The organism is Candidatus Methanarcanum hacksteinii (genome assembly GCF_964305265.1).
Taxonomy (GTDB): domain Archaea; phylum Thermoplasmatota; class Thermoplasmata; order Methanomassiliicoccales; family Methanomethylophilaceae; genus Methanarcanum; species Methanarcanum hacksteinii.
Genome location: NZ_CAYATA010000001.1, coordinates 16,282 through 36,814 on the forward strand (window position 1 = coordinate 16,282; position 20,533 = coordinate 36,814).

The following is a 20,533-nucleotide window of genomic DNA, read 5'->3' on the forward strand; positions in this document are numbered from 1 at the left end:
GTCATAGGCCCTCTGGTATCTCAGACGGAGTCTGCATCACGATCTCTGCTCCGTCGCCCGTCTGTTTCTCCGTCGTCGTTTGAAGAACGAGTCCGAAGTAACGATACTTACCAAGGTCATACTTACCAAGCGTCAGATTGTTGTATGTCCATTGTTTGGTATCATCCAACGTCTTTGCGTTGGGGTTGTAGGTGTATTGGGACCAATATGTCCAATCGCCGTTATTCAATTGGGTATCCGCCCATCCGAGGAAATCCGTGAACCATCCGAACATATCCTTGCTCATCAGGTGACCATGAACGGTCTCTCCATCCAATTTGTAGTTGAGAACGCCTTTGTCCTCGACCACCTCCACCTCTGACGAGGGGAACCATGTACTTTTCAGAGCATTCACCAAAGCTTCGTTAGCATTGGTACCCGAACCCTTGACCCAAATACCTCCTTCTATGTCAGATTTGGTCAATCCAGCCTTCTCCAACCAACCCATCAGGACGTCATATCTTTCTGATGTGGTGAGTTTCTTCCCTTCGGATTTGTCATCCGGTTTGGAATTCGGATCCTTAGCTATCTTCTCGATCTCCGACATGTTGGGGATCTGGATGAAGAAATACACCTCGTTGCTTATACTGAACCCTGGCTGCACATATTCCGTTTTACCATTGTTCGTTATCTTCTTCGTATACTCCAACACAAGTGTGGAATCGTCCCTGAGATCAGTATCCTTCGCGGGCACCCATCCCTTCAGACTCTGCCATCTGAAGACGATCCATGATTCATCAATAGTATTCTCCTTATTCTTATAACTCTGAACATTACCATTGCTCTTCAGAACGATGTCGTCACCTAACGTCTTGGTTAGAATATCCTTCACATTCATCCCTGTGGCAGCATATTCCTTATAGGCCCCATCCTCCTGGGCGACCTCAAGTGTTACACTATAGATCTTACCATCCTTGGTGTCATCGTTCCCATCTCCAGTCATCATCATGACGGCCGCCGCGATACCTATGACGGCAACGACCGCCACCATCAGGATGATCAACGTATTCTTCTTCATAATATCACCAAGATCCTTTCTCCATCACGCCACTCTCTACTCCGAATGACAATTGCACACCGCCAAGAACATTGGAACCGTACGCATCGAACACAAGATAACCGTCGATGACCTTCCCTTTGACAGTCACCACATTGTTCAGGTAATAGAACACCTGGACTTCCTTTCCATTGTAACTGCTGTTCGCCTTGATCTTGACCTTCAAAGGTAACTTATTATCGACACCGTCCCCTTTCAGAGTGACCAGAACACAATCAGGATCGAAACCTGTCTTCTCTTTGCATTCCTTCGATATCGATTTGTATGTGTTTCCAGTGACATTCAAAGGACCTGTCAACAACGATGATTCTGCAGGGAACTTGCCTGTGATCGACAATCCTTTTCCGTTATCGATCGTCGTGGATGTGTTCTCTGCCCATTTGGCCTTCAATGTTATACCATCATTGAATTTGTAAACAGTCTGAGAAGTGTATTCCTTTCCATCATAATACCATCCCTTGAATGTATAACCCGCTTTGACGGATACCGGAAGGTTTCCGAGAGGTTTGTCGTATACTCCATAATACTTGCCTGTGACAGGAGAACCGCCATCGGTATCGAACTTCAGCAGACTGACCTCCAACCATTTGGCTGTGAGTGTCACATTCTTCGACACTTTGGTCTCATTAGGCTTGTATAATGTCGAACCATCGTACCATCCGCCGAACTGATACCCATCCTTTGATGGATCGTAGATGAATGGCAACTCAGAGCCTTTTGCGGATTGTATCTCGTATGCACTCGCTCCATTCTGCGGATTCAGCTTTATCGTTACCGCATCGGCATAAACCGGTGTGAGTACGGTGTCCTTCATGACGGGCGTGTTGAAGGATGTCCATGCAGACTTTCCATCCATCCATCCCGTCAGTACCTTACCCTTGGGAACGGCCACGTCAGGGATATCTATTATGGATCCCTTCGGTACCTTGATGACGATATCCTTCGATACCGTCTCCAACCTCAATGTAACACATACGCCCTCCAACTTGGAATAGTTGGTGACCTTGGCCTTATCATCTTCACTCAACTCAGAATATCTTGAGATTATCCTTTGATAATCCCTGTAATTGACATTCCCTTCATCATACATGGAAAGGAATCTCTCTATGGATGAGGACACATCCTCCGCAGTGTATCTGTTTTCAACACCATAGCAGAGCAATGTCGAATCATTCCTTATCAACACATATCCGTTCTTAGAAATCGAGAAACTCTGATAGCAGAACTGTGCTGGATCGGGCCTCATCTTGAACACGATCGATGTTCCTTTCTCCTTGGAATCCTTTATCACGAATATGTCGGCATATCCATTGGTACTTTCGGATGATTCTCCCTGATAGACGTGACCATATTCCATGACATAGATGTAAACCGCATATCCGTTCTCTTTGGTGGAATATGCGGTGGAGATCACTGGTGTTGCCTTCGTGCACACATCCTTAAGATATGCACGGGACTTCATGTTGCCATTCTTGTCTATATCGATGATCCAAAGAGGTTCATCAGTCCCTAAGGTCTTCCCTCCGCCTCCGATGTAGATAGTATCATTCCAAATGACAGGGATGGATTGCGTACCTCCCCATACTCTCCCGCCATGGTTATCATTCCAATAACTGTCGTCCGATTCCCAGAACTTCTCGGATGATCTGTCGAATCCACTAGTTGTAATCTTGTATGAACGGATCGCAAGCTTATCGGGAGTGTTCTCATTCGGATCCGTGATGGTACGGTCATGCACCCTGTTCAATGGGATGTAGACCCTTCCCTCGTATGCCGTAGCACCGGATGAGGCGTACTCCCTGTCGAATTTCATCATATCGATGACCTTTCCGGTGTTAGCATCCATGAAGTATGCTATAGCACCCATGTCGTCGAATCCCCTCTGCACCAATACGATGTAGTCATCGAAGAATGCCGGTGTGGCATTATACCATCCCTTGTGCTTGAGCAACCATAATGGTTCTATCTTCTCATCCGATCTTGCCTTGTTCTTATCCTCGGTAGAGAAACATGCGTAATCGCCTGAATAAGTTCCGAAGAACACCTTCCCGTCGTTGTATGTGATCGTCCCTTGCGTCTCCCCGCCTTCCACAGGCACAGAGACGAATAATTGTTCCAAGGTCTCAGCATCGAATGCGTAGAGGATCGATGTCGAACCTGTGGACGTGACAACGAATACTTTCCCATCACCGTACGTGATGGCCATGTTGTAAACTGTCTTCGATGGACATACTGCCTTAGCTATCGTATTTCCCGTAGCTACATCCACACAATAGAGCGTGGAATCCTGACCTTTGTAGTAATAGACCTTATCATCAACGCATAAAGATGAACTAGGTGTCTTCCAATTCGAAGACGAGGTCTCTGTATCCGATGTGACCATCCACAGCATCCTCATGTCCGATTCCGTTATAGGAGTCTTGGAATCGGTGACACCGAAACTTCCCACATCCCCTCCGACATAGGACCATTGGGATGGCGATGTCGATTGTATCTCCCTAGGTTCTACGGAATCGGTATGCCTGTATGCTATCACATACGGTGAGAAGTGATTGGTCGAGAACCTTACGCTATCACTTTTGAATGTGCAATCCAACCTTTCTATAGTTTTACCGAGATATGCGACATACAGGTTCCCGGACTTCTCTCCGGACTTTAACTTATATGGTATCGACACCTGTACATGATCACTGAATGATGATACCACGGAACCTCCGCATTCCAATGCGAGATCGTATGCCGGACGCCCTTCCAATTCAGCATATTCCTTCGGAACGGTCGCTTCCTTCACTGTGAAGGATACGTTCCCGCTGTTCAAAGCGTTCAAGGCCTTGTTGGATATCTTCGTATATATTCCCTTTATCATGAACGAAAGGGAGGCACCGCTATCCTTGGTAGCCTTCAGAAGTTTCGATGATATCGAAGCAGTATCGGACATCTCGGATGTTATCCTCACCTCTACGTTAGAACCATCCTCTTTACCGATCGAATCGATGATGTTCTTCTCAGCATTGTCCGAGAGTATGCCATCAACTCCAACGGTCTCCTCCAGTACAATAGTGCTATCTTCACCCCCGTTGCCCAAGGCTAGGAACACCCCGGCCCCGATGACGGCTACAAGAGCTATCAATACCGCTATTACGGCCGTGGCCTTCATAGCATGCCCTCCAATCTATACATGAGAACAATACTGTTTCTTATTGGATTTATTAGGATGTGCATTATTTTCCCGATAATGTATCCAACGTACAACTTTGTACATCCATTTGGCATTATTTTTAGTGTTAAGGGGCTGTGGCGATGCATTCGGAGAATGCGTATTAGAAGGGCTAAAAATCTAAATTATTAGTGAGGTCGCATCAAAAATCGAGGTTCATTCATGATGTCATATACATGTCACGAATACCTTTCGAATCCGTCACGGGATTGCGTTGGATTATGATCTACACCATGCAATCTGCTTCAGAATTGTTGCGCATTATAATCGACCATCGTGTATTGATGATATCATCGATTTATCTTCTACCGATTAGTAGAAGATAAGTAGAAGATAAATTGGTGAACATGATGGATAATATCGATCGTGAAGACGAATACAATGAATTCAAAGAGAGTATCGATGAATTAGAGGGTGGCATCACATCACTCAGTGCGATGCTCAATATTTCCTGTAAAGGCGAGGCGTTCTTTGGTACCAATAAGGGTGGCGATGTAATCGATACAGATGGAAAGAGATGCCTGTCGATGAATGCCGTTGGAGACACTTGCCCTTACACCGTAAAAAGAGTTGCATACCACGATAGTGGTGAATGTGGTGAGATGTTTTTGCAAAAGAGAGTATTGTAATCCCCTTTTTCAACAAAATTTGTCAATAAGTGAAACTACAGTCCCCTTTTTTTTCAGTTGGAGATAGTGTCTTGATCGTTGCATTGGCCGCTTATGAATCCATTATCAATGAACTGATAATGGATATGGCCTCTGAATCAGAACTCCTCCCTAGATGATCATCTCTGACCTAAATTCAAAAATAATCTGTAGAAGAGATGACCTGCCGCACCGCGCTCGAAGCGCAAAGACGTCATTCGCCTTGATTATGTGGTCTAAGCCACAGAATCCATATTCGTGCACACTTAAGGCACAGGGATTTATTGGCGGCAGGACGGGAATACGTGATTACGACCCCGCATATAGTTCATAGACGGTCCGAACGTTTTAACTTTCCGCATAGAGAGATTTTCCGACCATCATTCGACATAACTCTTTGGACGTAATAGAAAAAATCCCGGAGTCAGACCAAGATGTCCGACATCCTTTGTCATAAGTCGTTTTCGATCATTTGTATATGGGATGCTACGCGAGTGCCTTTCTCAGTGAGTTTTATTGTGGTCGTAGTTCCGCGATCCATGGTGATGAGACCGCATTCTTCCAACAGATCCAACTTGAGTGGCATCCTCGGATTCCTGGATACATTGCTGTAGATCTCTGTCTTGATGGATTCTCCATTTTCGTATAAGTAAAGCAAGGTGGACAACAAGTGTTTCTCTTCTATCGCTTTGAGCTTGTATTCGATCATTTCATTCCGCCTGATTAAAGAAAAAAACAGAGATGACATCCGAGGATGTCATCTCATGTGTTATGGTTTCATCTCTTCTTGATCACGTACGCAAGGAATCCGAGTGATGCGACGAGTACTACGAATGCGATCACGAGTGAGTAATCGTTCGTTGCATCTCCGCCGGACACCGTTGTCGTACCTGTATGGGATGTGTTGGACAACACGATCGTGAACACGGAGTTGTGTGATGCGTCGAATGTTACGTATCCTGTTCCTGCGTCATAACGTACCTTGCTTACGCCCAATTCAGAATCGTCGCAGTAGACCTTGGCCTTCTTGAAACCGATCTGACAGGGGAGCTTCATGCTGAAGTTCTCTATTCCAGGAGTGTTGATCTGATATCTGGTGACAGAATCGGACTGATACTCGATGAAACTGACAGAGATAACGGTACCTGCGGCGATCGTTGTTCCCTCGGGGATGGTGACTGTGTACTGTTTATATTCACCATCTTTCAAGACGATGTTGAGTTTGCCTGTTGTCGTAATGGGTGTGATGAAAGCGTACTTGTTTGTGTTCACTTCGATCTTGCCCTCAGTAGCTACAGGCTTATCGGGGTCCTGTTCGACAACATCGATATTTGCTTTTTTGTATTCATCGGCATTGTTCTTAGCTACGACAGTACCGTCGTTAGTAACAGGTACAACATCGGTTCCTTTAGCACGCTCATCGATGACGACACCGTTGTTGACAACCTTCTTGTCATCATCGGCTGTAATCTTTGATGCACCTGTCATCTTGATCGTACCATCGTTTGTCAACGAGGCTTCGTTCTTGATGATATTCTTGTTGTCAATGACTCCATTGTTGTTGAAGAGACCTTTGTTATCGATAGTACCTTTGTTGTCAATTGTACCTTCGGACGAGAATGCCTTATCATTTTCGACGGTAACAACTGTGCCTTCTTCGATGACCATAGTTGCACCAGATTCCAATGAACCGCTGATCTTGATTCCATCACCTGTTACGGTGACTGTTGCACCAGCCACAGAACCGCTTTCACCCACGATCTTACCGTTGATGATCAATGAACCACCTGTGATGGTGATTCCACCATTACCAGCTTTCATTCCGTTGGCAACGAGTTTGTTATTGCTGGGGCCAGATATGGTACCAGTGAGTGTGACGCCCTGGTTCAATGTCAAGGCGATACCACTTTCAACGGTGAGTGCCTTTCCTGCATCAATAGAGATTATTGAATCACCAAATGAAATAGACTTGTTGACTGTGATATCTTCATTAACAATGATGTTTCCACCGATGGCTGATGCAATCTCTAACGCAGAGATATTACCGACAGAAAGTGTACCGTTGTTGACGATAGATCCTTTATTATCAACATCGCCATTGATAGTGGTGATGTTGTTGTTAGTGAGTGTTATACGCTCACTGATCTCTAATTCCCCGCCATTGGACACGATGAGTTTTCCATTGATTGTTGCATTGGCTGGCGATTCTGACTCACACTGTAATGCAACCATACCGCCGATTGTAAGAGTAACATTCTTTTCGACAGACATGTCGTTAGAGAATCTAACATTTACGCCCGCTTTGACATCAAGATCTTTTGTAACTGTAAGGTCTCTAACAAATGCCATCGAATCTTCTGTAAGCCCATTGATTATTTCGACAGCATCGTACGATTTATTGTATAAACAAACCTCTAACTCTGTATTAACAATGAGTGCTGCGGATGGCTCCAGGTAGTCAATATTGATTTTATCTCCTGATGCATAAAGAACATCATTGTTGAATCCAACAATATTATTGAATGTTCCGCCAGTAATATTCAATTTAATCGCTTTAGCAATTTTTTGTGGATCCCCAAGATTGAATGAACGGATACCGCTGAACGTTCCGCCACTGATGGTCACAGATATGTCTTTTCCTGTAGTGTGCTGTGCGATTGCAATCGCTGCACCAGATGTCGTGATACCATTTCCGTTGCCTGTAACAGTGAACGATTCGGCTTTGGATTCGAATCTACCGCCAGAGATCTCCAATGAACCTGAACGGATTTCGATTGCAGAATCCTTACCAATAAAAATACCGTTTGTAATCTTCGTTACTCCTTTCTGAGGCAGATAAATCGCGGTACCTTCTATGGAAGTAAATGTTCCGCCAGTGATTTCGATGTATGTTCCGTTTCTGTTTCCATTTCCAGATATTGCATAATATGCACCTGTGATACTTCCGCCGTTTACGTAGAGTTTCGCATCAGCACCAGTGGCATTGTCAGCTCCACTGATGAATTCAGTCATCTTGATTGCCACCATACGTTCACTTCCATCAACGGCACCTGTCTTTTCAACAGACGAGTCGTTTATGGTAAGAATTCCTCCACGTTTCACACAAATCAAGGCATCGTCATTAGCATCCTCTTTCCATGTTGTGCCTTCTGATATTTTGTGGCCGCTAAGATCTATCGTAACTTCTTTCGTAATGTAGAGGACCTTATCGAGCGCAACATTGTCTGCAAGTTTAATCGTTGCACCAGACGTTGCATACTTCACAGCATTCGCGACATCAGTGAATGAACCAGATGATATCTTGATGTCTGCAACGGTTATTTGATTAGAACTGAACTTTAAGTCGCCCTTAAATGTACCTGATCCATTTATTGTGAGGACTGCCTTATTTGTAAGATCTTCACTCCTAATTCTGGAATCTGCACCATACTCTATTGTACCATCCACAATACCTGTGAATTTCTCATCGAATATGACAAAAACGCCATTATCATAGGAAGAACTCATACCATACCAGAGATCAAATGCTACTCCATTACTGGGAGCAATAATCTGCGTATTTCCTGTTATCGTTATATTTCCGAAGTTGTTGGATAATACATACCTTTTTGCACCAGGAAGGTTACTTCCATCAAGTGTTACATTGTCCAAAGTGAGATTACAATAGTTTTGGACAAGCATCAATACATTACTACCAGATGAGGTGATTGTACCATTCTTTATTGTAACATCAAAACCCATTTCCAAATGAAATGCTTGAGTCTCATATCCTTTCGAACCTACAGCAGGAGTTGTCACACAATACGTTTTTCCATTCAAATCTAGAGTTAATTTTTCTCCTTTTTTAAGTACCATCTCTTCTTTTTCATGTGTTGTTGCATTGTATACTATGTACCCATCGCCGTTAACGAATATTCCAACCCCAGATCCATCAGTCACATCGCGCACTAGTGTTATAGTCTCTCCATTCTTAACTTTCTTTATTGCATCGACAAGTGTCGGATATGATGTCTCGCCTATCTTAGCGACATTTGTCGTTGTATCCCCAGCATCCACTTCGCCATCATTGATAGCGACGAATCCGATGAAACAGACCGCGAACATCAGTGCGACAGCCGCGAACGCTAGGATCTTTGTTTTATTTTCCATTCTTACACCTCCCTCCTTCACATATGGTTTCCAGGGGTGCGGGTGATCACGCACCCCCTTCCGCCGGAAAAAGAAAAGGTCGGGGAGACCTTCCCGTTCATTATAACGATAAGGTCGATCCCCGTTTCGTTCGCTCGTCTCACTCCTTCTTCTGAATCACAGTGTATACGACTGCGATCAGAGCTACGATCACTGCTGCGATACCGATCACGAGAACTGACGGGCTGATGCCGTTGTCGTCGGATGCGGTCTCGTATGTGGATGCCTTATAGTCTGCATACACGAGACAGCTCTCGGTCACTGTGTACACGTACTCGAGATCGTCGGATACCTTGACACCGTTCACGTACCATCCGTTGAATTTGTACTTGACGACAGTCGTCTCGTTACCGTCCTCGAGAGGTTTGTATGCGACTTCGGATGCGCGGAGGATGATCTTGTCACCGACCTGTGCGTTGGTCGCGTTGTATATCGTGTAGAACTCGCCGAAGAACACATCGTCAGTGGCGATGCTTACGACTCCAGGTTTCTTTCCTACGTCGAGGTTCATTGCGACTGCACTTGCAGCGTATGTTCCGTATGCGTTGAAGTTGCTAGCAGTTGCAGAAACTGTCATCGTGTAACCAGTTACGAACTCATTGTCTGCGACGACGTAGTATTTGTCATCGACGATCGCAGCCTTACCCATCTGGATGAATGTTGATCCATTCTTCATCTCGAAGACAACGACGACACCGGAGACGACCTCGCCGTTGGCGTAGAGACCTGAGTAGATGTACTCGGAGATCCTGAAAGTGTCTGTAATAGTCGCCTGATCGAGTGTTATCGCACCATACTTGGATGTGTTTGCAGTGATCTTCTTGACATCACCAACGATAAGGGTTGCAGACCATTTTCCATCAGCATCCGTCTTGGCTGTCGTCAAGACCTTTCCATCCTTGTCGAGGAATGAGATGGTTGCATCAGGTATAGCTACACCGTTCTGTGACACGAGATCACCTTCTCTTGTGCTCTCTTTAGCTTTGATTACTGAAGAAGTAGCAGCATCATACTCTTTGAATGTGTATACTGAACCTGAAGGCGATGTGACATTGAAGACGTAACCAGCTCCTGTGTACAGGCATTTGAACTCACCGTTCTTGTCGGTTGTGAATGTTCCGATGAGATCATACTTCGCAGTAGCGCCTGAACCTGTCATGTAGTATGCTTTAACGACATATCCTGCTCCAAGCTTCTCGCCTGCTGCATCCCTGAGTTCTATTGTACTGGTTGTAGTAACATCTGTTATCTTCGTTGTTGATTTGATATCTGCAACGTAGTCTTTGAATGCGACTCCAGTTGTTGAGAATTTGAGAACTCCAGCATCCTTTCCTTTCACAACATATGATTTATCATCTGCTACAGAAAGAAGTACACTGTATGAACCATTTGCGCCCGTTTTTATCTCTGTCGGATTCGTCACCACTTTTTTATCATCTTCTGTCGTAGATGTCTTCCAGACTTCTATCACAACATCTTTGAGAGCTGTTGTTCCGTCTGCAAGGTAGACCTTACCAGAGTATGTTGCCTGTTCGGAGACGACATCGAGTATTGTCTCAGTTCCCTTCAGTGTGATGTCTGCGAATGTACGTGTACCTGCAGAATCTGTTGCCTTGAGTTTGTATCCTTCTGCAACTGCAGTAACGATTGTGAATGTTCCATCAGCCTTAACGGTAGCATTTGCACCAACCTGTGTAGTACCATTCATTACTTTGATTACGTATGATCCAGCAGTTATTGCTTTTCCATCGGCATCTTTGAGAGTACCTGTGAATGTCTTCTCGTTGGCTTTGATTGTGATCTCTTTCTCGCCAACGACTTTTACATCCTTGAATGTGTATCCTGAACCCGATGCGACAGTAATTTTATCTTCCAATGCATTGACAAGAATGCTGAAGTAACCTTTTTCTGTGGTTTTTACACTGTCATCGGACACTTTACTGCTCTTAACAACAACATTTTTCACTGGTGTTACATCTGCAGCATCCTTTACGTATCCCGTGAGTGTGTACTCATTTGCTTTGACAACGAGTTTATCTGCATACTCTGTAATTTGTGCGAATGTGTATTTTGAATCGGCACCAGTAGTAACTTTAACACAGTACGAAACTCTGTACTCTCCAGTCTTTCCTACATAGTCTGAAGATCCGATGAATGAGTACACGTCATTGACTGGTGTGATCGCAGTACCATCTGTACCATCATACACAACAGATGAACCTGCTGTGTGGATCTTGTATTTTGCAACACTGACTGTTATTCCAGTCAGATCTTTGATTGCAACACCTTTTGCATCAGCGAGAGTGAATGTATATGTCTGCTCTTTTGCTTTGATAGCTGTTGCTGCACTCATTGCAATCGCAGTCTCATCATCCTTCGCATCGAATGTGTATTTTTCTTTTGCGAAATAGACCTTAACGTCTTCTGCTTTGACATTCGAATTGACGGTGATCTTGTAACCATTCTTGTCCGATGTGACGGTGCTGTATCCTGTGGCACCAGGCACTTTATAATTCACTATTACGCCAGTTATCACTTTGTCTGTGGCATCCTTTATAGCAGAGCCTGAGAGTTCTATTGCATCGATCTTGAATGCGACCTCTGTATCTCCCATGACAGTGAATGTACGATCCTTGACATCGAATGTACCTGTCGGTGTGATCTTTATAACACTTCCAGTCTTGACATAGAATTTTGCATCTCCATTGCTGTCAGTTGTTAATTTTTTGCTGACAGCTCCGATTGCATCCTTATCAAGAACAACCTCGACACCAGATACTGCATCGGTTCCTTTCTTGACGTTGACTGTGATGAGGTTGTATCCCTCTGTTTCCAAATTGACATCAACATTTGTTACTACAGAATCTTTTGTGAAATCGACGGAATCAGATATCTTCTTGTTTCCGTTGGCATCTACAGTGACCTTTATCTTCTTCACATCATCTGAGATGGTGGCAGCACCGAATGCTGCGTAGTATGTGTTGCCTATCAATTTAGCCCCTGAAATTGAGGCGACTTTGACCTCTTTTCCTTCTGCATCCAATTTATAGGTGTCTATTGAGACTGTTGCAGCAAGGACATCCACACCTCCCATCTTGATTGCACCATAGATATATGCATTGAAGTTGTAGCTTACTGAATCGGATACGTCGACTTTCTGTACTTTACCGAGGTTGAGATTGTCTTTGATCTCTATGTCGAGCTTATCTGTCGCATCAGCTTTGATCGAATACTCGAACATCACCACTTTATTGTCGACGACTTTACCCGAATCAAGTACTGCAAGTGTGTCTACGTTATCGCCCTTCTTTGTCATTGTTAATTTGATTTCCAAATCCTTGAACAGTTCAGGTACGGTTGTAGTTACAGTACCGAGGTTGAGTTTTTCATTTTTAAGATTTACTGTGGTGTTACTTGTAACCTCAGTCTCCCCCGATGATACAAAACCAGTTGCAGAAACGATTACCTTAACACCTACGGGAACAAGGATTGCATATTCCCCTTCTTTATCTGTTGTAGCGCTAGCAGTTTTTTCTGTTGATCCAACCTTATATTTGGCAGTAACAGAAGTTGATTTCACAAATTCTTTGTCGTTTTTGTAGTACAACTGTCCGCTGATCGTCACATTTCCATCTTTGAAATTGACGTTTTCTATCTTTTCTACATCTGCTTTGACATCTGTGAAGGTCTGTTCAGCGAATTTGTATGATGCTGCGGGGTTGACTGCACCTGCACCCATGTATGATACATATGTTGCTGCATCAGTTACTACGGATACTTTGAATGTGAGCTTGTCATCGATATAGAGGTCGATAGAATATTCACCGCTACTGTTGGTCACACCATAGCCCACTAGTTTGCTGTTTGCTTCGATCTTAACCAATGCATTTTCAATAGCTGTGTCCGAGCCGTTCTTGACGGTACCAGAGACAGTGATCTTACCGGTACCTGGTATTGCCACAGCATCCGCTGAGGAATCCTCAGTGAACACTCCGACCATAGGTACGACTGCGACCATGATCATTAGGGCGACCGCTATGAATGCGAACGCCGATTTCATCTTCGTTTTCATTTGAATTACTCCTTTTCATCTTCCGGCGATTTCCGACGAATTGGTGATCGAATCCGAGGAGATCCTACACTTACGTACTGAAAGAATCTGGGCAGGAGTATCTTGGGATAGGACAACAACACCCTTCCCTGCTCTCTTGATCAATTGAAATGTAATTAACATCCTATCAATTGGTGACTTAATCGGACATAAGTCTCTTTCAATATGATCACTAGCTATTTTGAGAGTGATAACAACGCCCCCGCCCATGGCTCCATCACTCGGATATGTTCAACCATCGTCGTAGCGTACAATATCGCCAGTGACTTCGCCGTAATGCAAAGAAGTCTCTCGGAATATAAAGTATTTACGTTTTATAGAGTTCAGTATTTATTATTTCTATTCTATAAGATATTTTATCTAATTTAGTACTTATTTCTTCTTGTTCTATTGCACATATCCAGATATGAAAAAATTTCTTGTGACTTATGTCCGATTAAGTCACCGCTTTTTTTACATAATTATTTCATACTGGCACATCATTTTCTTCTTTAAAAAAGTCACAAAAAAAATAATATTCTCTTGAACTTTCCGTCGGTGCAGAATCTTCCACGATGTCCGTGTCAAAATCGTTATCCCGTTGATTGGTATCGAACTTTGAATTCCTTTTTACAATGCAAAAACATGTGTTAGAGACAAGATTGACTTCTTAGTCACGTCTCTTCCATTAGGTGTAAGATGCGATCCTTATCAAACTATGCATATCTCGCCATATCTTCGTCGCAATATTCACTACATGTGAAGTGTGACCAAACATCTTGCTGATGTTCACAAAACCAATCTCGATCAAAATATTCTCGAGAAGTTCTTCATGTCCCCAATCTACGTATGCGCTCCCTTAGAGACATCACATAAATTCGGAGACATTGGATGTTTACGTTAGATTCTCCTGAATCCACGGAATGTCCAATGTGATAACGTTCTCACGGCATATCTTATTGAACCGATGATGGTACGGCTCCTACCGCCAACAATAACGTTCCCTTCCTTCAATGCTGTCATGACATCCTGCCATGTCCTGCAGGTATCCGGGATCTCGACATATGCCTCGCCGATATGCCCTGGACTGTGCGCGTCACTACCGGCGGTTATGATCTTGCCGAATCTCTTCGCCAATCTCGTTGATTTGAAATTGTCCCCGGCCATCGATCTCGCGTTGAATGCCTCGACTCCATCGAAATCATCAATCACGTTCTTGGGACCGATCCCCGTCACCCACCTGTATGGGTGAGCTGCGATCGCTATGCCGCCCGCCTCATGTATCGCATCGATCGTCTCTTTTATCGAGAGACCTTGCTCTATCCTCGATGATATGCCGTATGCGAGGATGTGGCCCTCGGAGGATGATACCTCCTCCGCAGGGACCGCGATTATCCTCCCATCCTTCTCCAGATCGAAGAATGCTTTCCATTCGTTATGGTCGGAGACTGCGACGCATCCGATACCGTTATTCAATGCGGATTCCACTATCTGTTCCGGTGTCGACTGTCCGTCGTCCGAATAGCATGAATGGACGTGCAGATCTGCCTTCATCTTACGTTTGCCCCGTCCATGATGTCCCTATCGACAGTGGCGATGCAATCCTTCCCATCAGATAGAGGCAAGAGCTTTCCATCCGCATCGACTATTGCTACCACACGTGTCGGCGAACCATCAGGGAGATCGATATCCTTACCGCCATCGATGTTGAACTTACCATCATTAATGGTCGCGACCTTCAGATTGACCTTGACGAAATCCTCATACTCTATCTTCGATTCGGAATTCTCCAATCCTGAATTGATCTGCGTACCGTTCGGCATATCCTTCGACGGTTTCAGCAACAGGACTGTCGTACCTCCGAGATCCTCATCATCGGCTGCAAGGAGCATGCCTTCGGATTTGATACCGCGGAGTTTCCTCGGTTTGAGGTTCTTGAGGCAGAGTACCTTCCTGTTGAGCATCTCTTCCTTCTTGTAGAACGCCTTGAGACCTGCAACGATCGACCTAGGTTCATCCTCGCCGACATCCACCTTCATCTGGTAGAGCTTGTCCGCATCCGGATGATCGTCGATCCATACGACCTGCGCCACACGTATGTCCAATTTCCTGAAATCAGCGAACGGACCTGTGATCTCCTTCTTCTCTTCCTTCTTCTTCGGTGCTTCCTTCTTCTCGGAAGTCTCGTTCCATTCCTTAGGGACCTCTATCCTCTTGAAGACAGGGACGGGTTCCTTCAGTTGGACCCCGACAGCCATCGGTTCCAATGCTGAATCCAATCCGGCATCGATCATGGAACATCCTACACCAAGATAATCCCACACCGTTTCCGAAGCTTTTGGCATGAACGGCCAAGCCATCAATGCCAACGCCTTCGTCAATGTCAATGTCGCGTTCATCACATGACCACATGCGATCTTATCAGTCTTGATCAATGCCCAAGGTGCCTTCTCGGCGAAATACTTGTTACCCTCGCTGGAGAGGTTCATCACGACCTTGATCGCTTTCTTGAAGTCGCATGCTCCGAGGCACTCCTTGTACTCCTTCAGAGCGACATCGATCAAGCCGATGATATGCCCTGTCTCGGTATCGTTACCTTCGGGTACGGTACCATAATTCTTGAATGTGAAACTGAGGCTTCTGTGCCAATAATTGCCGAGATTCGATGCCAATTCATTATTGACCTTCGTCTCGAAATCCGTCCATGTGAACTCGGAATCATGCGTATCGGGCATCACTGCTGAAAGGTAGTATCTCAACACATCCGCGTCGAAATGCTCCAATACGGATGGGATGTCTATCGCTCCTCCCCTGCTCTTCGACAGCTTACCGCCCCTGAACATAAGGTATTCGTTCGCAGGGATATCGTATGGAAGATTCATCCCACCATATCCCATGAGGATCGCCGGCCATATGATCGAATGGAATGGGATGTTGTCCTTACCCAAGAAGTAATAGTTCTTGACCTCAGGATCCTGCCAGAATCCTTTCCAATAATCAGGCTTGCCGATGATCTTGCTGTATTCCTTGGATGCGCTTAGATATCCGATGACCGCATCGAACCAGACGTAGATCACCTTGTTCTCCCATCCTTTCACAGGAACGGGTATCCCCCAATCCATGTCCCTCGTTATCGCACGGTCGTTCAGACCGTCCTTCAGCCAATTGGTGGTGAATGTTTTGACGTTCGGTCTCCAGAAGTCCTTATTGTCCAAGTACTCCATGAGTTGTTTATCGAAGGCGGAGAGTTTGAGGAAATAATGCTCTGTCCCCCTTACCTCGGGTTCCGTACCACAATTGATGCAATGTGCATTCTTCAGATCGCCTGCCTCGAACGTCTTACCGCAGGAATCACACTGATCTCCGCGTACGTTCTCCGCACCGCAATCAGGACATGTTCCCTCTACGTATCTGTCAGGAAGGAACTTACCGCATTTCGGGCAGTAGTATTGATTGGATTCCTTGACGTAGAGATATCCGTTCTCCAGGAGTCTGAGGAATACGTCCTGTACGACCTCCTTATGATTCTCTGTGTGCGTCTTCGTGAATAGGGAGAAATCGACTTCCATATCCTCGATGGCCTTCTTGTTTATCGCGTGATACCTCTCAGCGATAACCTCGGGTGTGACGCCCTCCTTCTCAGCACTCACCGTTATGGGCGTACCGTACTGATCGGAACCGGAGACCATCATGACCTCGTTACCTAAGAGTTTGTTGTATCTGCTGAAAATATCTGGTGGCAGTATGGAACCTGCCATGTGACCTAGATGGATTACACCATTCGCATAGGGCCATGCGACGCATACGAGAACCTTGGACATGATTCCAGGCTATGTGTCGTTCATATTTATTTGTGAGCGCGTTCACGTCTCCAAGGATTCGCTCGGAGATGACATACCGCCTTTGGAGATACTCCTCAACAACATGTAACTCCAGACACCTGCGATTATCGAGCCGAGAATCTCCATGGCAACTACGCCCCACATGATGGAGATGAATGTACCGACCGTCACGACCAATATGCCGCTCGATATCAATTGCGTACCATTCCTTATGAACGTGCAAACGAACGATGATCCACCTTTACCGACAGCTTGGAACAATCCCACTGCGATGAATCCCCATGATGCGAATGGGAGGAACAGACTCGTTATCCTCAGGCAATCCACCATACTGCCTCTAAGTGCAGATGTGGAATCGGAATAGGTGAATATGATCGCCATATATTCTGCGAATATCTCCGTTATGAGAACGAGTACCACCATCAAGACAAGACAGAATTTGATCGAGTATACGTATGCCACATTCATCTTGTCGAAGCGTCTTGCACCATATGCTGCGCCCAGTACAGGTACGACAGCACCGCCTATGGACATGAGAGGTATCATCAGGATGTTGATCAGCCTCCATGTCGATGAGTATATGGCGACACCGTTAGTCCCCTCATCGGAGAGAACGATGATGAAGTTCATGACCATCGAGATGATGGATATGACAACGAGCTCACCCGATGCAGGGAGACCTACTTTCAAGATATCGACATCTGTCTCCCTGTGGAGAGGGATGTATCTCGTTCTGAGTTTGATGTATGTGTCTTTCTTGATGAAGTACCAATAGAGCATTATGACGAAGGATGTGATCACTGCAAGGATGGTCGCCCATGCGGCACCAGCCATTCCCATACCGAGACCCAGTTTGAAACCGACATCCATTCCGAATATCTCACCGAACACATCACCATAGATGAATATCGGATCGAGGATTATGTTGATCACAGCAGCTATGATCTGTGTGATCATGGATCTGTTCGATGCACCTTCTGCCCTCAACAAGTTGCTGAACAGTCCGTTGAGAAGGAATATCAACGTACATATGAACACAGGTGTGGCGTATTGGACACAATATTCGATGGTATCTCCGGCACCCATGGCCTCTAGCATAGGTCTTTGGAACAGAAGGAGGGAGACCATCCCGATTATTCCGCCTATTATCAAAAGAACGACGGATTGCATCGCGGTCCTGTCGGCCGATGGTTTGTCTCCGCGACCGATATGACGTGCTATAGCGGATGAGGCACCGACACCGACACCGTTTCCGATACCGATGAGGATGAAGAACAATGGAAAGACGAAACCGACCGCTGCCAATGCATCAGGACCTAGACCCGCGACCCAAACAGCATCGATCAGGTTGTTCGCAGACTGTGCTACCATACCGACCATCATCGGCAACGCCATGAGCAACACGGCCCTCTTAGGGTTGCCTAGCAACGTCTCTACACCCTTTGTACTCTCTCCTCCCAAACAGACACCTGGGTTCTTCATATCCGTGTCATATATAAGAGTATTCAATCCCGTACGAACCACAGAGTACGGACACCCACAATTTCCTTCCCGATAACAAGATTAATAACGGTGATGCCATAACCGCATACCATGAGGATAGCTGCTGTCATCAAGGATAGATGTCAGAACAAGAAGTGCAATCAAGAGTGCATAAAATTCTGTCCGCTCATGAGAACGGGCGTTGATTGCATAACATTAGGCGAAAGAGGAAAACCGATCATCTCGGAGACGTTGTGTGCAGGTTGTGGTATCTGCGTCAACAAATGTCAATTCGAAGCGATAAAGATCATCGGTCTCGCCGATGAGCTCAAGACAGAGATGGTTCACCAATACGGTGAGAACTCCTTCCGCCTCTACAGACTGCCGGTACCTAAGAAAGGTGTCGTCACAGGTATCCTCGGACCGAACGGTATCGGTAAATCCACTGCAATCAAGATGTTATCAGGGATCGAGATCCCGAATCTTGGCAGATATGACGATCCTCCATCCAAAGAAGAGGTCCTGCAGCACTTCGCAGGGACGGAGATGCATGACTATCTTCAAAATGTGTACGACGGAAAGATCAAGACAGCTACGAAACCTCAATATGTCGATAAACTTCCATCACAGGTCAAGGGTGTCGTCAGGGACCTGCTCTCCAAGGTCGAGGAGAGGATGACCGTCGAGGAAGCCGCCAAGGAATTCGATCTGACGGAAGTCCTCGATAGGGAATTGTCCAAACTCTCCGGAGGAGAACTTCAGCGTCTTGCAATGGCAGCCACCATGATGAAGGATGTCGATGTCTATTTCTTCGATGAGCCCTCGTCATATCTTGATATATATCAAAGGGTGAAGATGGCTAGGCAGATCAAGGCCCTTTCTGAAACAAAGCAGGTCGTCGTCATCGAACACGACCTTGCCATATTGGATTTCCTTGCGGACAATGTCAGTGTCGTGTATGGTACCGAGGGCGCGTACGGAGTATTCACGCTCTCGCGTCAGGTAAGGACTGCCATAAATGTTTACCTTGACGGTTATCTCCCCGAAGAGAACATAAGATTCCGTGACAGACCCGTGGAGTTCTTCGCTACGCCTCCGAGAGGGGAGTGGAACACTGCGAACCTTGTCGAATTCGATACGATAAAGAAGAATTTCGGTGAATTCAGCCTGACTGTCAATCCTGGTGCGATAAAGATCGGTGAGACCGTAGGTATCGTCGGACCGAATGCGACAGGTAAGACCACATTCGTGAAGATCGTGGCAGGCGAGATCGAGGCGGATGAAGGCAAATTGGATACCAAACTCAAGATCTCATACAAACCTCAATACATAACACCGGACTTTGACGGTACTGTCAAGGATCTCCTCTACACAGAGGCGTTCGACGTCATAGAGACGGGATTCTTCCAAACCGAGGTCTTCGAACCATTGTGCATCAAACACCTGATGGATAAACAGGTGAAGAACCTCTCGGGTGGTGAGTTGCAACGTGTCGCCATCACGGTCTGTCTCGCTAAGGAAGCTGATATCTATCTTATCGATGAACCTTCAGCATACCTCGATTCGAACCAGAGGATGAATGCCGCAAAGACCATCAGAAGGATGATGGAGAAATCAGGTAAGAGCGGAATGATCATCGACCACGACATGTACTTCCTCGACATGGTGTCGGATTCCATGATGGTGTTCGGCGGCAATCCGGGACATGAGGGTATCGCCGATGGTCCCTTCGATATGAGAGAAGGCATGAACAGATTCCTCAAAGCCGTCGATATCACCTTCAGAAGGGATGCTGAGACGCACAGACCCAGGATCAATAAACCAGATTCAAGGTTGGATAGGGAACAGAAGTCGAAGGGCGAATATTACTACGCTGATCCGACCGCTAGCGGAAAGAAGTGATTCGATAATCATTTGGACAATCATGCCTTTTGCCGATTGTCCGACCATCCTCCTTTTTATGTTGGAATG

Annotated in this window: 10 protein-coding genes; 2 read left to right on the plus strand and 8 right to left on the minus strand. The window is 45.6% G+C overall.

All coding sequences use genetic code 11. From position 1 onward, the window contains the following. Position 1 precedes the first annotated feature (1 nt). Positions 2 to 1,057, minus strand: a complete 1,056-nt coding sequence (locus ACI2NF_RS00055) for a hypothetical protein (protein ID WP_400210901.1) — start codon at positions 1,055 to 1,057, stop codon at positions 2 to 4. 4 nt (positions 1,058 to 1,061) lie between these two features. After that, on the minus strand, positions 1,062 to 4,253 hold the full coding sequence (locus tag ACI2NF_RS00060; RefSeq protein ID WP_400210902.1) for an InlB B-repeat-containing protein: 3,192 nt from the start codon (positions 4,251 to 4,253) through the stop codon (positions 1,062 to 1,064). Between the two features lie 407 nt (positions 4,254 to 4,660). Here ACI2NF_RS00060 and ACI2NF_RS00065 point away from each other — a divergent pair, with 407 nt between their 5' ends. Further along, positions 4,661 to 4,942: a hypothetical protein gene (locus tag ACI2NF_RS00065; protein WP_400210903.1), complete on the plus strand. Its 282-nt coding sequence runs from the start codon at positions 4,661 to 4,663 to the stop codon at positions 4,940 to 4,942. Positions 4,943 to 5,411: 469 nt separating this feature from the next. Here the strand turns inward: ACI2NF_RS00065 and ACI2NF_RS00070 are convergent, their stop codons facing one another. From ACI2NF_RS00070 to ACI2NF_RS00095, 6 genes are all read right to left on the minus strand, one after another. Continuing rightward, on the minus strand, positions 5,412 to 5,669 hold the full coding sequence (locus tag ACI2NF_RS00070) for a hypothetical protein (RefSeq protein ID WP_400150209.1): 258 nt from the start codon (positions 5,667 to 5,669) through the stop codon (positions 5,412 to 5,414). A gap of 68 nt (positions 5,670 to 5,737) precedes the next feature. Beyond that, complete coding sequence (locus ACI2NF_RS00075) at positions 5,738 to 9,109, minus strand: hypothetical protein (protein WP_400210904.1); 3,372 nt, start codon at positions 9,107 to 9,109, stop codon at positions 5,738 to 5,740. A gap of 139 nt (positions 9,110 to 9,248) precedes the next feature. Further along, positions 9,249 to 13,220: a hypothetical protein gene (locus ACI2NF_RS00080; protein ID WP_400210905.1), complete on the minus strand. Its 3,972-nt coding sequence runs from the start codon at positions 13,218 to 13,220 to the stop codon at positions 9,249 to 9,251. Positions 13,221 to 14,138: 918 nt separating this feature from the next. Continuing rightward, entirely contained in the window at positions 14,139 to 14,792 is a 654-nt protein-coding gene (locus ACI2NF_RS00085; protein WP_400202026.1) for a PHP domain-containing protein, read from the minus strand. Next, positions 14,789 to 17,059, minus strand: coding sequence for a methionine--tRNA ligase (metG, locus tag ACI2NF_RS00090; protein ID WP_400210906.1), 2,271 nt, complete (start codon positions 17,057 to 17,059; stop codon positions 14,789 to 14,791). Before metG ends, ACI2NF_RS00085 begins: the two co-directional genes overlap by 4 nt. A 42-nt stretch (positions 17,060 to 17,101) precedes the next feature. Next, positions 17,102 to 18,562, minus strand: coding sequence for an MATE family efflux transporter (locus ACI2NF_RS00095; protein ID WP_400210907.1), 1,461 nt, complete (start codon positions 18,560 to 18,562; stop codon positions 17,102 to 17,104). A 111-nt stretch (positions 18,563 to 18,673) separates the two neighbouring features. On the opposite strand from ACI2NF_RS00095, the gene ACI2NF_RS00100 reads away from it, so the two are divergent. Further along, the gene (locus ACI2NF_RS00100) at positions 18,674 to 20,464 is read left to right on the plus strand and encodes a ribosome biogenesis/translation initiation ATPase RLI (protein WP_400150418.1); all 1,791 of its coding nucleotides are present in this window, start codon (positions 18,674 to 18,676) and stop codon (positions 20,462 to 20,464) included. The last annotated feature ends 69 nt before the right edge of the window (positions 20,465 to 20,533 follow it).

What these genes read in the sequence shown, in the direction of transcription:
- ACI2NF_RS00080 (WP_400210905.1), bottom strand. Translation starts at nt 13,220, where the DNA reads ATGAAAACGAAGATGAAATCGGCGTTCGCATTCATAGCGGTCGCCCTA.
- ACI2NF_RS00095 (WP_400210907.1), bottom strand. Translation starts at nt 18,562, where the DNA reads ATGAAGAACCCAGGTGTCTGTTTGGGAGGAGAGAGTACAAAGGGTGTA.
- ACI2NF_RS00060 (WP_400210902.1), bottom strand. Translation starts at nt 4,253, where the DNA reads ATGAAGGCCACGGCCGTAATAGCGGTATTGATAGCTCTTGTAGCCGTC.
- ACI2NF_RS00085 (WP_400202026.1), bottom strand. Translation starts at nt 14,792, where the DNA reads ATGAAGGCAGATCTGCACGTCCATTCATGCTATTCGGACGACGGACAG.
- ACI2NF_RS00055 (WP_400210901.1), bottom strand. Translation starts at nt 1,057, where the DNA reads ATGAAGAAGAATACGTTGATCATCCTGATGGTGGCGGTCGTTGCCGTC.
- ACI2NF_RS00075 (WP_400210904.1), bottom strand. Translation starts at nt 9,109, where the DNA reads ATGGAAAATAAAACAAAGATCCTAGCGTTCGCGGCTGTCGCACTGATG.
- metG (WP_400210906.1), bottom strand. Translation starts at nt 17,059, where the DNA reads ATGTCCAAGGTTCTCGTATGCGTCGCATGGCCCTATGCGAATGGTGTA.
- ACI2NF_RS00065 (WP_400210903.1), top strand. Translation starts at nt 4,661, where the DNA reads ATGATGGATAATATCGATCGTGAAGACGAATACAATGAATTCAAAGAG.
- ACI2NF_RS00070 (WP_400150209.1), bottom strand. Translation starts at nt 5,669, where the DNA reads ATGATCGAATACAAGCTCAAAGCGATAGAAGAGAAACACTTGTTGTCC.
- ACI2NF_RS00100 (WP_400150418.1), top strand. Translation starts at nt 18,674, where the DNA reads ATGAGGATAGCTGCTGTCATCAAGGATAGATGTCAGAACAAGAAGTGC.